Below are 14,978 nucleotides of genomic sequence, written 5' to 3' on the forward strand. Positions count from 1 at the left end.
GCGACGCCGTTCGCGCCACCGCCCGCGCCGTTCGCGCCGCCGCCCCCGCCGTCACCCCCGGCGCCGGTCAACCCGTTCGCGCCGCCGCCGCCGGCACCGCTGCCGCCGGCCTGACCGAAGCGCGCGCCCGGCTAACCTCTGCGGCGTGATCGTGCTGCTGCCGCCATCGGAGACCAAACAAACAGGTGGCGACGGGCCGCCGCTGCGCATCGAGTCGCTCAGCTTCCCCAAACTCGGGCCGCTGCGCACCGAGTTGGTCGACGAGCTGGTCGAACTGGCAGCTGACCCGTCAGCATGCCGGCGCGCGCTCGGGTTGTCGGCCTCGCAGGACGCCGAGATCGAGCGCAATGCGAGCCTGCGCAGCTCGCCGACCCTGCCCGCGATCCAGCGCTACACCGGCGTGCTCTACGACGCCCTGGATATGGAGTCGCTCCGTGGCGCCGCCGCCGGTCGCGCGCGAGCCCGCCTGGCCGTCGGTTCGGCGTTGTTCGGGCTGTTGCGCGCCGACGACCCGGTGCCGGCTTATCGACTCTCGGCGAGCTCGAAGCTGCCGGGCCGGCCGACACTGGCGACGCGGTGGCGTCCGCTGCTGGAACCCGTGCTGGACCGCTTGGCGGCTGACGAACTCGTCGTCGACCTGCGGTCAGGGTCGTATGCGTCGCTCGGGCGGTTGGCCGACGCAGTCCGCGTCGACGTCGTCGCCGAGCGTTCCGACGGCCGACGTAGCGTGGTGACCCACTTCAACAAGGCGCACAAGGGTCGGCTCGCCCGCGCCCTGGCCACGACCAGATCCGAGCCCGACGGGGCGGCCGGTGTCGCCGCCGTCGCGCGACGCGCCGGTATGCGGGTGGAGCGCCGGGGCGACGAACTGACCGTCGTTGTTCCGGCTTGACGGGTCGGCCCGTCAGACGTCGGCGAGCCAGTCGCTGGTGTAGAACTCCGCGGGATTCTGGGAGAACGCGTCGGGGCGGCTGATGAACACCCACACTCCGGTGGCGCCCGGTTGGACGGCGTCGTGGAGCGTGATGGCGCCGTGGCCCACTCCGTCGATCTGCATCACACCCGCTGCCACCCCCGGATCGCCGGCGTGGCAGGTGGCCGCCGACGAGCGTGGTGCCTGGATGAGGCGAACGTCGTATCGCATGTTCGGTATCGCGGTGTCCATCGTGACGTCCGCGGACACATCAGAACCATTGGTGCGGACGACGCTGGTGGCCCGCGCGTAGCCGGTGGGCCCGTTATAGGCGGTGACGGTGTAGTCGCACCGGCGCAGGCCCTGGTTCAACGGTATGAACGTGCCGCCCTGCCCTGCGCTGACAGGGCCGTCCGCGGCAGCGGTGCCCGTGCTGGTGGTCAGCGTGAGCGGCGCCGCGAGGGCGATCGCCGCAACCAGGGTCGTCAACCGAATCGATCGGCGCATGTCGTCTCCCCGTTCCTCGTCCGCTTCACCGCACTTTGCTGCAGGATTGCCCTCCGTCGCTACGGTAAACCACCGATACGCCGGACCGTTGAGCTATGACGGTGTTTGCTGGGTCTGACGGCGCGTCGCCGGTCAGTCCCGGCACTCGACGACGTCGTAGGCTCCGTCGGCGTAGCTGGCCCTGATGAGCTTCTTGTCGAACTTGCCGACGCTCGTCTTGGGCACCTCGTCGACGAACACCCACCGTTCGGGTAGCCAGAACCGGGCTACCTTGTCGCTCAGGTACTTCCGCAGTTCCTCTGCGGTCACCGACGCGTCGTCGTGCACGACGACAGCCGCCAACGGGCGCTCCTGCCAGCGGTCGTCGGGCACCGCGACGACCGCGGCCTCGAACACGGCGGGGTGTTCGGCGATGCACAGTTCCAGCTCGACCGACGAAATCCACTCGCCGCCGGACTTGATCACGTCCTTGGCGCGGTCGGTCAGGGTGATGAACCCCTGCGGGTCGATCCTGCCAACGTCGCCGGTGCGCAACCAGCCTGAGTCGAACTTCGCCGGGTCGGCATTGCGATAGTACGAGCCGGTGATCCACGGACCGCGAATCTCTATCTCGCCCACGGCTTTACCGTCGGCGGGCAGCACGGCGCCGTCGTCGTCGACGAGGCGCACTTCTACCCCGCTCATGACCCGCCCCGCCGAGGCGCGCAGCGCCCAGTGCTCGGCTTCACCGGCCTCCGGCGGCGGGCTCGCCAGCGCGGCCAGCGGCGAGGTCTCGGTCATCCCCCAGCCCTGCCGGATCATGACGCCGTAGCGCTGCTGATACTCCTTCATCATTCCCAGCGGCACTGCCGATCCGCCGCAGGTGACCAGTCGCAGGGACGAGATGTCTCGGTCCGGATGCGCGTGCAGGTGATGAAGCACGTCGTTCCAGATCGTCGGCACCGCAGCGGCGATCGTGGGCCGGTGGCGTTCGATCATGTCGACCAGCGGGTCGGCCTGCAGGAAACGGTCGGGCAGCAGCAGATCCGCTCCCGCCATCATCGCCGCATACGGTTGGCCCCACGCGTTCGCATGGAACATCGGCACGATCGGCAACACGCGGTCGCCGCCGACGAGACCGACGCAGTCGGCCATGCACAGCGCCATCGAATGCAAGTAGGTCGAGCGGTGGCTGTAGACAACACCTTTCGGGTCGCCGGTCGTCCCGCTGGTGTAACACATTGCGGCGGCGCTCTTCTCGTCGAGATCGGGCCAGTCGTACTCGGGCGGCTGGCCGGCGATGAGCTCGTCGTAGCGGATCACCGCGCGGCCCCCGGCGGCGAGTTCGGAGACATCGCCTTCACCGACCGCCACCACGGTGTGCACCGTCCTCAACTCCGGCAGGATCGGGGCGAGCAGCCCGGCGAGTGACATATCCACCAGCACAACGGAATCCTCGGCCTGGTTGGCGATGAACGCGATCTGCTCCGCGGCCAACCGGATGTTGAGTGTGTGCAACACGGCGCCCATGGCCGGCGCGGCGAAGTACGTCTCCAGATGCTCCTGGTTGTTCCACATGAACGTGGCCACCCGCTGTCCGCCTGTCACACCGAGCGAGCGCAAGCCATGTGCCAGCTGCGCCACCCGGGTTCCGAGCTCGCCATAGCTGACCTCACGGTGTCCGCCGGCCGTCGCCGTGATGGCCTTACGGTTGGAGTGCCAGCCGGTGCCGTGCCGGAGAATGCCGGTTATGGTCAGCGGAAAGTCCTGCATCGTGCTGTCCACGGCGCCTCCCCTGTTCGATAGCGCCATGATGGTCGATGCCGCCGCGATTGGGCGGGAAACGGCTTCAGACAGGAGTGCCGCGTGTTGCGTGATATCCGGGAGCTGACCGATTCGCCCGAGGAGTACGCCGAGGAACTGCGCAGGCGCTGGGGTGGGCTGCTCAGCTACCGCTACATCGGGCGAAGCTACGCCCAGATGGACCTCGTCGACGAGGACAACACCGTCGCCGTCCGCCGCGACATGCGCGACGCGGCCGGCGGACTGCTGTTCGCCGTGCTCGGCATCTCGGCGCCCGAGAGCGGCCACATGTCCGACCTGGAGGCGGTGCCCAACCCGGTCATCCACTCCTGCCAGATCGTCGACCCCGGCATCGACGTGCGCCGCATCGAAGTGGTGTCCGAAGAACTGCGGGTGGGCCGCCAGATGGGTTACAGCCGGGCCAAGATCGTCGACGCCGACGACTCCACCCGTGTACTCGCGCTGATCGAGGGCCAAGGTGTCAGCATCGGCACGCCCCCGGACGGCCTGGAACGGATGGAAGCCAACCCCCTGGAGGTGGTCGACTCCCCCGACCTTCCGCCACTGTGGCAGGTGTTCGGCGGTCGCCGCAGGCCCGACGGTCGCTGGGGGCTGCCCGAACTGTCAGCCGAGGTCGCCTCGCCGGATGCCGCGCTCCACGTGGGACCGCAGTTCGTCATGCTCGAGACCGCGGCGATCGATGCCGCGGCCGATCTCGCGGGCACTGATCGCCTGCACGGGGTGTCGTGCCATGTGATGTTCATGGCCCGTGGCAAGGCCGGCCCGTTCCGGCTGGACGCCGAACCGGTACGCGGGCCCGCCGGCACCGTCGCGGTGCGGGTGCTGATGCACGACGAAGGCGTCGACGACCGGGTCATCACCTCGGCGTCGTACGTGTTCCGGGCGGTATAGCGCGAAATCGCCCACGGGCCCCATGAGACACTTCGGTCATGGTTGTCGCAATCGCCCGCCCCAAGCTCGAAGGGAACGTCGCCGTCGGTGAGGACCGCCGCATCGGCTTCGCCGAGTTCGGTGATCCGCAAGGCCGCGCGGTCTTCTGGCTGCACGGCACCCCCGGAGCCCGACGCCAGATCCCGATGGAGGCGCGGGTTTACGCCGAGAAGGCCAACATCCGGCTGATCGGTCTCGACAGGCCCGGTATCGGATCGTCGACCCCGCACCGATACGACACCGTCGTCGCGTTCGCCGAAGACCTGCGCACCATCGCGGACACGCTCGGCATCGACAAGATGGTGGTCGTCGGACTGTCCGGCGGCGGCCCGTACACGCTCGGATGTGCCGCGGCGATGCCCGACCGGGTGGTCGCAGTCGGCGTGATCGGCGGTGTCGCCCCGACGGTGGGGGTGGACGCGATCAAGGGCGGACTGATGGGCAACCTCGGCACGCGGGTCGCGCCGCTGCTGCAGTACGCGGGCACGCCCATCGGGTTGGTGGCCTCGGCGCTCATCCGGTTCATCAAGCCGGTTGCGTCGCCGGCCGCCGACCTGTACGGCCGGGTGTCGCCGGAGGCCGACCGTCGCCTGCTGGCGCGCCCGGAGATCAAGGCGATGTTCCTCGACGACCTGCTCAACGGCAGCCGCAAGCAGCTGGCCGCGCCGTTCTCCGACATCGTCGTGTTCGCCAGAGACTGGGGATTCCGCCTCGACGAGATCACCGTGCCCGTGCGCTGGTGGCACGGCGACGCCGACCACATCGTCCCGTACAAGCACGGAGAGCATGTGGTGTCCCGGCTCGCCGACGCTCAGCTCTACCCCATGCCGGGTGAAAGCCACCTCGCGGGTCTGGGCCGGGCCGAGGAGATCCTCGAGACGATGATGAAAGTCTGGGACGAGTACGGCGACTCTTGACGGTCGGACCGCGCTCAGCGGTTCAACCAGCCGGACACCGTCGCCAGGTCCCGGCTGTATGCCATCAGCATGTCGTCGTGGTAGAGCGCGCCCCCGCTGATTGCATCGGGCCCCTGCCAGATCACATGCACCCGCACCGGAGCGCGGGTGTAGTAGTCGGTGCGGTCGGCGTCACGGCGATGCCATCCGGCCTGCGTGGCGCGTTCGGACATCTCCTCGCGCGCGTTTGCGGTCATCGGGTAGTACCTCCTGTGTCGCGAGTACGTTAGCCGACCGGCCCAGCGCGGCTGCAACTGCCGTCAGCTCAGCGCGCGACGGAGCATGTGCATCGCGACGGTGGTCGACCGATCGCGGATGTCGGCGCGGTTGCCGGGCAACCGCAGTGTCCTGGTGACGGTGGGACCGTCGGTCAGCTTCAGGCTGAAACACACTGTGCCGACCGGTTTTTCGGCTGTCCCACCGCCCGGGCCCGCGACGCCGGTGATCGCGATCGCGGTGTCGACGCCGAACCGGTTCACCGCACCGTCGGCCATGGCTTCGGCGACCGGTTCGGACACCGCGCCGTGCGCTTCGATCAGCGCCGGATCCACTCCGAGCAGCCCCACCTTCGCGTCGTTGGCATAGGACACCACCGCGCCGGCGACGTAGGCCGACGACCCCGCGAGGTCGGTCAGCCGGGCGGCCAGCAATCCCCCGGTGCAGGACTCGGCGGTCGCGATGCGCCGGCCGCTCAACAGCCGGGCGACCTGCTCGTCGACGCGCGAGCCGTCCTCGGAGAAGATCGCCTCACCGTGCCGGTCACGCAGCAGGACCATCAGCTCGCGGTAGGTGTCGGCGGCGTCGGGCTCGTAGCGGGTGACCACCTCGAGTTCGCCGCGCCGCAGACACGTGGTGATCTCGAGTCGCTCGAAACCGCGGATGCTTCGTTCGGCGTCGCGCAGCGTGTCGGCAAGCCCGGACTCCGGCAGCCCGAACATCCGCACAGTCTCCTGCTGATACGCCGTGCGGCCCGCGATCGCCTCCTGCACTGCGGCGGTCTGCAGCGCCAGCGGCCACATCGGCTGCAGCTCGCGGGGCGGGCCGGGAAGCACGACCACCGTCGGCGTACCCGGCACCACGACACCCGGTGCGGTGCCCACGGGATCGATGACGTCGGCGCCTTCGGGGATGAGCGCCTGCTTGCGGTTCGAGGCCTGGATCGCCTCGGCGTCGACGTCGGGGAATCGCGCCATCAGGCGTGCGACGATGTCGGCGATCTTGGCTTCAAGTCGCTTGTCCAGCACCAGGTTTCGGCCAGTGAAGCGTGCCACTGTCTCGACGGTCATGTCGTCGGCGGTGGGGCCGAGACCGCCGCTGGTGACGATCAGGTCCACGCCCTCGGCGGCCAGGAACCGCAGCTGTGCCTCGATGTCGCCGGGCCGGTCGCCGCAGAGCGTGATGTGCGCCAGCTCGACGCCCAGCTCCAGCAGTCGATCGGCCAGCCAAGGTCCGTTGAGGTCCTGCACCCGGCCGGTCAAGACCTCGGTGCCGGTGACGACGATGCCCGCGCGTGCGCTCACGACCTACGACACTACGGGTCGCTGCGGTGGCGCCGCAGAGCGGTAATGTCGTTACCCATGACCGCGCCGAAGTCGCTTCGCGAGTTGTTCGATCAACTCGGCCTGACCGAGGTGCCGTCGGCCGAGGGCACCGTGACGATGGAGATGCCCGTCGACGAGCGCACCGTCAACACCGCGGGCGGTCTGCAGGGCGGGTTGATCGCGACGATGGCCGACGTCACCGCGGGCCAACTGGCCGCGCGGGCCACCCCGTTCGGGCACGGGATCGCCACCACCGATCTGTTCATCCGCTACCTGCGGCCGATCAAGGTCGGGCCGGCCCGTGCGGTCGCGCGCATCTTGCGCACCGGAAAGCGCTCGGCCGTCGTGCAGGTCGACATCTACCGCGGCAACGACGACGAGGTCGGCGCCACGGCGACCGTCAACTTCGCCGCCGTCGACTGACGTTGGCGGCGCCGCTATTTGTGCGGGACGTCGTTGGTGAGGCCGCCGTCCATGACGTACTCGGCGCCCGTCGAGTACCGCGACTCGTCACTGGCCAGGAAAACCACGAACGTCGCGACTTCCTCGGGCTGACCCGGGCGGCCCAGCGGGATCCGCAGCATGTTGTCGGGAAAGTGTTTGGTCATCGGCGTGCGGATGAAGCCCGGGTGCACAGAGTTCACCCGGATGTTGTGCGGGCCCAACTCGAGCGCCGCGGACTTCGTCAGCCCACGCACCGCCCACTTCGAGGCCACGTACGGATGCACCATGATCGCGCCGCGCAGCCCCTCGATCGACGAGATGTTGATGATGGAGCCGCCGCCAGCCGCCTTCATCGCCTCGACGGAGTGCTGCATCCCGAGGAAAGTACCGGTCAGATTGACGTCGATGACCTTCTGCCACTTGGCCATGTCGAACTGGCCGATCTGACCGAGCGCCACCGTGCCCGCGTTGTTCACCAGCACGTTGAGCTTGCCGAACTCGTCGACCGCGGTGGCGACCGCGGCCTCCCACTGGTCGGCCTGGGTGACGTCGAGATGGACGTAGCGGGCCGACTCGCCGATCTCGTCGGCCAGCGCCTTGCCCTTCTCGTCGAGGATGTCACCGATCACGACCTTGGCGCCTTCGGCGACCAGAGCCCGGGCGTCGGCGGCGCCCATCCCTTGCGCGCCGCCACTGATCAGTGCCACCTTGTCGTCCACGCGTCCCATGGGGCGTCAGGCTACCGCACCACCCTGAGCAACTAGAACCTGTTCCAATTTCGGTGCGTACCACGCATACTGCTCGCCATGGCTATTCGTGTGGCGCTCATCGGGACCGGCAACTGCGGCAGCCTCGCGCTCCGGCAACTCGTCGACGATGCGCGGTTCGAGCTGACCGGGGTGTGGGTCTGCTCGGATGCCAAGGTCGGCAAGGACGCCGGCGAGTTGGCCGGACTGGACGTCACCACCGGCGTCACCGCGATCAGCGACCTCGACGAGATCATCGCAGCCGAGCCGCAGTGCATCGTGTACTGCGCGATGGGCGACACACGGCTGCCCGACGCGATGGCCGACGTGCGCAAGATCCTGGCCGCCGGCATCGACGTCGTCGGGTCCGGGCTCGGCGTGCTGCAGTACCCCTGGCAGGTAATTCCGGAGAAGTACATCCAGCGGATCGAAGATGCTGCGCGAGAGGGTGATTCGACCGTCTTCATGAGCGGGGTCGATCCAGGCTTCGTGACAGACCTGCTCCCCTTCGCGCTGGCCGGAACCTGTCAGAGCATCGAGCAGATCCGCACGATGGAGATCGCCGACTATGCAAGCTACGACGGTGCGACGGTGATGTTCGATGTGATGGGCTTCGGCAACGAGATCGGCGACCTGCCGATGCTCTACCAGCCGGGTGTGCTGAGCATTGCCTGGGGCACCGCGATCCGCCAACTGGCTGCGGGCCTTGGCATCGAGATCGACGCGATCCGCGACCGCGTCGAGCAGGAGCCGGCCCCCGAGGATTTCGACGTCGCGGTCGGCACCATCAAGAAGGGCACGGTGGCGGCGGTGCGCTTCGAGATCGAGGGCATGGTTGCGGGCAAGCCGGTCATCGTCGTCGAGCATGTGACGCGGCTGCGCGGCGATCTGCGGCCGGACTGGGCGCAGCCCGCGCAGCCCGGCGGTTCATATCGCGTCGAGATCACCGGCGAGCCGTCTTACACCATGGACATCTGCCCGACGAGCCGCAACGGGGACCACAACTACGCCGCGATCCTGGCCGCCGCCGGGCGCATCGTCAACGCGATCCCCGACGTCGTGGCGGCCGCGCCCGGTATCCGCACGACGCTGGACATGCCGCTGGTCACCGGCACGGGGCTGTACGCGGCTGGCTCGCATCAGTAGTCGCACCGATCGACGTTCGCCAGCAGAGTTGCGAGAAGCGCGCGATAAAACGTCGATCGGTGTGACGCGCAGGCAGTCGACATGTGCGGGTTGCCGTCCGGCGGCAAGAATCGCCGGTGGCTAGGCTGATCGCGTTATGAGCGTGCAACCGGTGGCGCCGGACCCGGTCGCCGAAATCGCCGCGAGCCCGGAGGGGCCGCAGGTGGGTGCGTTCTTCGACCTCGACGGGACGCTTGTCGACGGGTTCACCGCCACCGCGCACGCCGCCGACCGCATCCGGCGCAGGCAGGCGCGCATCGGCGAAGTGCTCGGCGTCGTCGAGGCGGCGCTGCGATACCGGTTGGGCCGCATGCAGTTCGAGCGGTTGCTGACCCGGGCGGCGGGCTATCTTCGCGGCGAATCGCTGGCCGAACTCGACGAGCTCGGCGAGCGGCTCTTCGTCGAGCGCGTCGCGGCGCGCGTGTTTCCCTACATGCACGAGATCGTGCAAGCGCACCAGCAGCGTGGTCACACCGTGGTGCTCAGCAGTTCGGCGCTGACCATCCACGCCGAACCGGTCGCGCGGTTCACCGGCATCGACCACGTGCTGTGCAACCACTTCGAGCTCGACGAGGCTGGGCGGCTCACCGGCCGGATCGTCAAGCCGGTCATCTGGGGCGGCCGGAAGTCCACCGCGGTCCAGGATTTCTGCACGGCCAATGACGTTGTGTTGCAACGCAGTTACTTCTATGCCGACGGCGACGAGGACGCGGTGCTGATGGCGGCAGTCGGAAACCCCAGGCCGGTGAATCCCCGCCCCGGCCTCGCCGCGATGGCCGCCGAGCGCGGCTGGCCGGTGCTGCGGCTGGAGGGGTCGGGTGCTCGGCGGCGCATGTCGCTGCGCCGCCTGATCGGATACGACTGAGCCAGGCCCGCCGATCCGGGCCGTGTACTAAACTAGAACACGTTTCAATTTGTGGCGGCCCACGAAGGAGCAGGCATGCGCACCCCTATCTGTGACGACCTCGGCATCGAGTATCCGATCTTCGCGTTCACCCACTGCCGCGACGTGGTCGTCGCCGTGAGCAAGGCCGGCGGCTTCGGCGTGCTCGGGGCGGTGGGCTACACCCCCGAACAGCTCGAGATCGAGCTCAAGTGGATCGACGAGAACATCGGCGACCACCCGTACGGCGTCGACATCGTGATCCCCAACAAGTACGAGGGCATGGATGCGGCCGACCTGTCGCCCGAGGTGCTCAAGAAGACGCTCAACGACCTCGTGCCGCAGGAGCACATCGACTTCGCCAAGAAGGTCCTCGCCGACCACGGTGTGCCGGTCGAGCACAGCGACGACGATGCGTTGCAGCTCCTCGGCTGGACCGAGGCGACCGCGACCCCGCAGGTGGAGGTCGCGCTGCAGCATCCGAAGTGCACGCTGATCGCCAACGCGCTGGGCACGCCGCCGCCCGACATGATCAAGCACATCCACGCGCAGGGCCGCAAGGTCGCCGCGCTGTGCGGTTCGCCGTCGCAAGCGCGGAAGCACGCCGACGCGGGCGTCGACATCATCATCGCGCAGGGCGGCGAAGCGGGCGGTCACTGCGGTGAGATCGGCTCGATCGTGCTGTGGCCGCAGGTCGTCAAGGAGGTGGCTCCGGTACCGGTGCTGGCCGCCGGCGGGATCGGCAGTGGCGAGCAGATCGCTGCGGCACTGGCGTTGGGCGCTCAGGGCGCCTGGACCGGTTCGCAGTGGGTCATGGTCGAGGAGTCGGAGAACACGCCGGTGCAGCACGCCGCCTACGTCAAGGCCACCAGCCGCGACACCGTGCGCAGCCGGTCGTTCACCGGTAAGCCCGCGCGGATGTTGCGCAACGACTGGACCGAGGCGTGGGAGGACCCGAACAACCCCAAACCGCTGGGGATGCCGCTGCAGTACATGGTGTCGGGGATGGCCGTCGCCGCGACGCACAAGTACCCCAACGAGTCCGTCGACGTGGCGTTCAACCCGATCGGCCAGGTCGTCGGCCAGTTCACCAAGGTCGAGAAGACGTCGACAGTGATCGAGCGCTGGGTGCAGGAGTATCTCGAGGCGACCGGGCGGCTCGACGCGATCAACGAGGCCGCGTCGGTCTGATTCCCGTCTCGCCGCGCGGGAGACACCTTTGAAATTGCCCACGTAGCGAGCGACAGCGTTGCAGTCGGTCCTAGGCCCCCGACGTTGTCGCTCGCTACGTGGGCATTTCCTGTAGACACTCCGGGAGCGGCGTTAGCAGGCGGCGCCGGTCCCGGTCGAGCACTGAACATTCGCGAAGTGGTGGCTCGCCGGCCCGCGGTTATGTAAGGTGACATACATAGCTGGAGCGGAGGGGTCGGAGCATGGGCAGTCATCGGGAGCGGATGGTCGCCTCGGCGGCACTGCTGATCCGGGAGCGCGGCGCACACCCGACGGCGATCGCCGACGTGCTCGCCCACAGCGGCGCACCCCGCGGCTCGGCCTACCACTACTTCCCTGGCGGCCGGACCCAGCTGCTCTGTGAGGCCGTCGACTTCGCGGGCGACTACCTGGCGTCGCGTATCGAAAAAGCGGGCAGCGGCGTCGAGGTGCTCGACGCGGTGGTCCGGGGCTTCCGAAAGCAGCTCGTGGGCAGCGACTTTCGCGCCGGATGCCCGGTCGTCGCGGTCGCCGTCGAATCCGGCAGCAAGGACGATTTCGCCCCAGTGGTCGACCGCGCCGCCGCCGCGTTCGCGCGCTGGACCCGGCTGATCGCCGAACGGCTGACGGCCGACGGCGTGGGCGCGGGCCGCGCCGAGGAGTTGGCGACCCTGATCCTCACCGCGCTCGAGGGAGCCATCGTCGTCGCCCGCACCTCGCGCGAGGTGAAGCCCCTCGAACTCGTGCACCGTCAACTTCGGGAACTTCTCGAGGCCGCGATACCGGAAGGGAAGTCCGAGCGATGAGTGAATGGCAGCCGACGGCATGCATCCTGTGCGAATGCAATTGCGGCATCGTCGTGCAACTCGACGACCGCAAGCTGGCCAAGATCCGCGGTGACAAGGCGCATCCCGCGTCGCAGGGGTACACGTGCAACAAAGTCCTGCGCCTCGACCACTATCAGAACAACCGCGCTCGCCTGACATCTCCGATGCGGCGCAGACCCGATGGAAGCTACGAGGAGATCGACTGGGACACCGCGATCGCCGAGGTCGCCGCGGGCTTCCGGCGCATCGCCGACACCTACGGCGGCGACAAGATCTTCTACTACGGCGGCGGCGGGCAGGGGAACCACCTCGGCGGCGCCTACAGCGGCGCCTTCCTCAAAGCGCTCGGCTCGCATTACCGGTCAAACGCCCTGGCCCAGGAGAAGACCGGTGAGGCGTGGATCGACGCGCAGCTCTACGGCGGGCACACCCGCGGCGAGTTCGAACACGCCGAGGTGTCGGTGTTCGTCGGAAAGAACCCGTGGATGTCGCAGAGCTTCCCGCGGGCGCGCACCGTGCTCAACGAGATCGCAAGAGACCCTGCCCGTTCGATGATCGTCATCGACCCGGTGGTCACGGACACCGCGAAGATGGCCGACTACCACTTGCGGGGGCGACCGGGTACCGACGCCTGGGTGCTGGCGGCGCTCGCGGCTGTCCTGGTGCAGGAAAACCTCTGCGACGAAACCTTTCTCGCGCAGCACGTGCACGGCGTGCAGCCGGTTGCCGACGCGCTGCGCGACGTTCCCGTCGACGACTACGCGCTGCGGTGCGGCGTCGACGCCGAACTGATCCGGGCGGCGGCGCGACGGATCGGCGCAGCAGCCAGTGTGTCCGTGTTCGAGGACCTCGGCGTCCAACAAGCGCCGAACAGCACGCTGTGCTCCTATCTGAACAAGCTGCTGTGGATCCTCACCGGTAACTTCGCCAAACCCGGCGGCCAGCACCTGCACTCGTCGTTCGGGCCGCTGTTCCGCCACACCCCAGCCGTGGGCCGTACACCGGTCACGGGTGCGCCGATTGTGGGTGGTCTGATCCCGAGCAACGTTGTGCCACAGGAGATTGCGACCGACCACCCCGACCGCTTCCGCGGGATGATCGTCGAGAGCAGCAACCCGGCGCATTCGTTGGCCGACTCCGCCGCCTGCCGGGAGGCGTTCGTCTCACTCGAATTGATGGTGGTCATCGACGTGGCCATGACGGAGACGGCGCGGCTGGCGCACTACGTGCTGCCCGCGGCGAGCCAGTACGAGAAGTGTGAGGCGACGTTCTTCAATCTCGAGTTTCCGCACAACACTTTTCACCTGCGTCATCCGCTGTTGCCGCCGCTCGACGGCACGCTGCCCGAACCCGAGATCTGGGCTCGCCTGATGCGCGCGCTGAACTTCGTCGCCGAGGCCGATCTGCAACCGCTTCGCGCGGCCGCAAACGAAGGCCGAGAGGCTTACACGCAAGCCTTCCTGCAAGCGGTCGCCACCAGCCCCGCACTTGCCAAAGTCTTGCCGTTCGTACTCTACGAGACATTGGGGCCGACTCTGCCGCAGGGACTTTCGGGCGCCGCGGCACTGTGGGGGCTGGCGCAGAAGGCCGCCATGAGCTATCCGGACGCGGTGCGGCGGGCCGGGCACGCGGACGGCAACGCGCTGTTCGACGCGATCCTTGCGGGTCGGTCCGGGGTGACGTTCACCGTGCACGAGTACTCCGACGACTTCTCCTTGATCAGCCACGCCGATGACAAGATCGCGCTGCACATCCCCGAGATGCTCGACGAGATAAGGGCTTTGCAAGCCGAGCGCACGGAGCTGGTGAGCCCGGAGTTCCCGATCGTGCTTTCGGCGGGCGAACGGCGCGCCTACACCGCCAACGACATCTTCCGCGACCCGACCTGGCGCAAACGTGACGGTGACGGGGCCCTGCGGGTGAGCGTCGAGGACGCCGAGGCGCTCGGGCTGGTCGACGGCGGCAGAGCGCGCATCACCACCGCCGCGGGCAGCGTCGAGGCGAGCGTGGAGGTCAGCGAAGCGATGCTGCCCGGACATGCGTCCCTGCCGAATGGATTCGGGCTTGATTTCGTCGACGACGACGGACATCGGCGCGTCCCCGGGGTCGCGCCGAACTCACTCACGTCGAGCGACTGGCGCGACCCCTACGCGGGTACGCCGTGGCACAAGCATGTGCCCGCGCGGATTGCCGCCGTCGAATCTGAAGCTCTGCTCGGGTAATTCGAGCAAAGCCCGACAGCAGAGGGTTACCGTGCCGGTGCAGGCGCCGGCGGCGGTCCTGCGGCGGGATGCGCAGGCGCGGGCGGCGCAGGCGCAGGCACAGGCGGCGCTGGTGGCGGCGGCCCCGCGGGGGGATTGCCCGGCGACATCGGCACGTTCGGCCCCGGCGCCTGCTGCGGGTACGGCGCGTTCAGGCGGCGCTGCGAGAGGCCCATGATCAACGCTTCTTTACCGCTGATCTCCTGGTTCTGCACGGCGTGCCACAGATCCTTCAGATAGTTGACGTTGGGGCGGTCGTTCGCCCGCACGCTGGGGTCCATCGTGGTGCCCGGCGGCAGCGAGTCCGGGCTCGCGAGGTGGGACACGCCCTGCGGCGGCGGTGGTGGTGTCGGCGCTCCGGCGGGCGCCGGCGCATCGGCTCCCGGGGCGGGCGCCGGTGCCGAAGCCGCCACGACGGCAACTGGGGCGCTCGGGGCGGCCGGCGGTGGCGGCGGTGGAACCGGCACGGGAGGCTCGGCAACCGCCTGCGGAGCGGCGAACAGCGCCGCGGCGATACCCGCGCTGAGCAACGACACTTTCCTCGGGTCGATGACGATCCCCACGCGGCCTCCTCTCCGGGTCGCCGTCCCGCAACCGCACTGGTACTGCGACGGCGTCATTCTGGCATCGAACAGTGTCGCAGATTTGTTACGCCTGCGCTCGTTGTGACGAAGCCGTCAAAAACCGCGTCGTGGAGAACACGTTCCACTTCGGCATTTGCGTGGAGTTTCCTCAACCCGCCGCACCGCCCTCAGCTGTGGTGTAGGTATGCG

Annotated in this window: 15 protein-coding genes; 9 read left to right on the plus strand and 6 right to left on the minus strand. The window is 68.5% G+C overall.

Annotated elements, in window-relative coordinates:
* The first annotated feature begins 145 nt into the window (after window positions 1-145).
* A complete protein-coding gene (gene yaaA / locus A5663_RS08800) occupies window positions 146-892 on the plus strand; it encodes a peroxide stress protein YaaA (RefSeq protein WP_068146874.1) in 747 nt (248 codons plus the stop codon).
* Window positions 893-904: 12 nt separating this feature from the next.
* On the opposite strand, the gene A5663_RS08805 is transcribed toward yaaA, so the two are convergent.
* The gene (locus A5663_RS08805; protein ID WP_068146877.1) at window positions 905-1,420 is read right to left on the minus strand and encodes a hypothetical protein; all 516 of its coding nucleotides are present in this window, start codon (window positions 1,418-1,420) and stop codon (window positions 905-907) included.
* A gap of 132 nt (window positions 1,421-1,552) precedes the next feature.
* A complete protein-coding gene (locus A5663_RS08810) occupies window positions 1,553-3,184 on the minus strand; it encodes a fatty acid--CoA ligase (protein ID WP_068146879.1) in 1,632 nt (543 codons plus the stop codon).
* Window positions 3,185-3,265: 81 nt separating this feature from the next.
* Here A5663_RS08810 and A5663_RS08815 point away from each other — a divergent pair, with 81 nt between their 5' ends.
* Together A5663_RS08815 and A5663_RS08820 are read left to right on the plus strand one after the other, a co-directional pair.
* A complete protein-coding gene (locus tag A5663_RS08815) occupies window positions 3,266-4,114 on the plus strand; it encodes a hypothetical protein (RefSeq protein WP_068146882.1) in 849 nt (282 codons plus the stop codon).
* Between the two features lie 38 nt (window positions 4,115-4,152).
* A complete protein-coding gene (locus tag A5663_RS08820; protein WP_068146886.1) occupies window positions 4,153-5,070 on the plus strand; it encodes an alpha/beta fold hydrolase in 918 nt (305 codons plus the stop codon).
* A gap of 14 nt (window positions 5,071-5,084) precedes the next feature.
* On the opposite strand, the gene A5663_RS08825 is transcribed toward A5663_RS08820, so the two are convergent.
* Both A5663_RS08825 and A5663_RS08830 read right to left on the minus strand, forming a co-directional pair.
* Complete coding sequence (locus A5663_RS08825; protein ID WP_068146890.1) at window positions 5,085-5,306, minus strand: hypothetical protein; 222 nt, start codon at window positions 5,304-5,306, stop codon at window positions 5,085-5,087.
* A 63-nt stretch (window positions 5,307-5,369) separates the two neighbouring features.
* The gene (locus tag A5663_RS08830) at window positions 5,370-6,629 is read right to left on the minus strand and encodes a competence/damage-inducible protein A (RefSeq protein WP_068146894.1); all 1,260 of its coding nucleotides are present in this window, start codon (window positions 6,627-6,629) and stop codon (window positions 5,370-5,372) included.
* 57 nt (window positions 6,630-6,686) lie between these two features.
* Here A5663_RS08830 and A5663_RS08835 point away from each other — a divergent pair, with 57 nt between their 5' ends.
* The gene (locus A5663_RS08835; protein ID WP_068146897.1) at window positions 6,687-7,073 is read left to right on the plus strand and encodes a PaaI family thioesterase; all 387 of its coding nucleotides are present in this window, start codon (window positions 6,687-6,689) and stop codon (window positions 7,071-7,073) included.
* 14 nt (window positions 7,074-7,087) lie between these two features.
* On the opposite strand, the gene A5663_RS08840 is transcribed toward A5663_RS08835, so the two are convergent.
* Entirely contained in the window at window positions 7,088-7,822 is a 735-nt protein-coding gene (locus A5663_RS08840) for a glucose 1-dehydrogenase (protein WP_068146901.1), read from the minus strand.
* 78 nt (window positions 7,823-7,900) lie between these two features.
* Between A5663_RS08840 and A5663_RS08845 the strand changes: the two genes are divergently transcribed.
* From A5663_RS08845 to A5663_RS08865, 5 genes are all read left to right on the plus strand, one after another.
* Entirely contained in the window at window positions 7,901-8,986 is a 1,086-nt protein-coding gene (locus tag A5663_RS08845; RefSeq protein ID WP_068146903.1) for a diacylglycerol kinase, read from the plus strand.
* 136 nt (window positions 8,987-9,122) lie between these two features.
* Complete coding sequence (locus tag A5663_RS08850) at window positions 9,123-9,890, plus strand: HAD family phosphatase (protein WP_068146907.1); 768 nt, start codon at window positions 9,123-9,125, stop codon at window positions 9,888-9,890.
* Between the two features lie 75 nt (window positions 9,891-9,965).
* Window positions 9,966-11,099 carry a nitronate monooxygenase gene (locus A5663_RS08855; protein WP_068146910.1) on the plus strand — a complete coding sequence of 378 codons (1,134 nt, stop codon included), beginning with the start codon at window positions 9,966-9,968 and terminating at the stop codon, window positions 11,097-11,099.
* Window positions 11,100-11,341: 242 nt separating this feature from the next.
* Window positions 11,342-11,923: a TetR/AcrR family transcriptional regulator gene (locus A5663_RS08860; RefSeq protein ID WP_068146913.1), complete on the plus strand. Its 582-nt coding sequence runs from the start codon at window positions 11,342-11,344 to the stop codon at window positions 11,921-11,923.
* Window positions 11,920-14,166 (plus strand): molybdopterin-dependent oxidoreductase, encoded by a 2,247-nt coding sequence (locus A5663_RS08865; protein WP_068146916.1) that lies wholly within the window; start codon window positions 11,920-11,922, stop codon window positions 14,164-14,166. Before A5663_RS08860 ends, A5663_RS08865 begins: the two co-directional genes overlap by 4 nt.
* 26 nt (window positions 14,167-14,192) lie before the next feature.
* Here A5663_RS08865 and A5663_RS08870 read toward each other — a convergent pair whose 3' ends face one another.
* A complete protein-coding gene (locus A5663_RS08870; protein WP_156744396.1) occupies window positions 14,193-14,768 on the minus strand; it encodes a hypothetical protein in 576 nt (191 codons plus the stop codon).
* Window positions 14,769-14,978 lie beyond the last annotated feature (210 nt).

Origin of the sequence: Mycobacterium sp. E740, from assembly GCF_001672895.1 — a bacterium.
In the GTDB taxonomy this organism is placed as follows: domain Bacteria; phylum Actinomycetota; class Actinomycetes; order Mycobacteriales; family Mycobacteriaceae; genus Mycobacterium.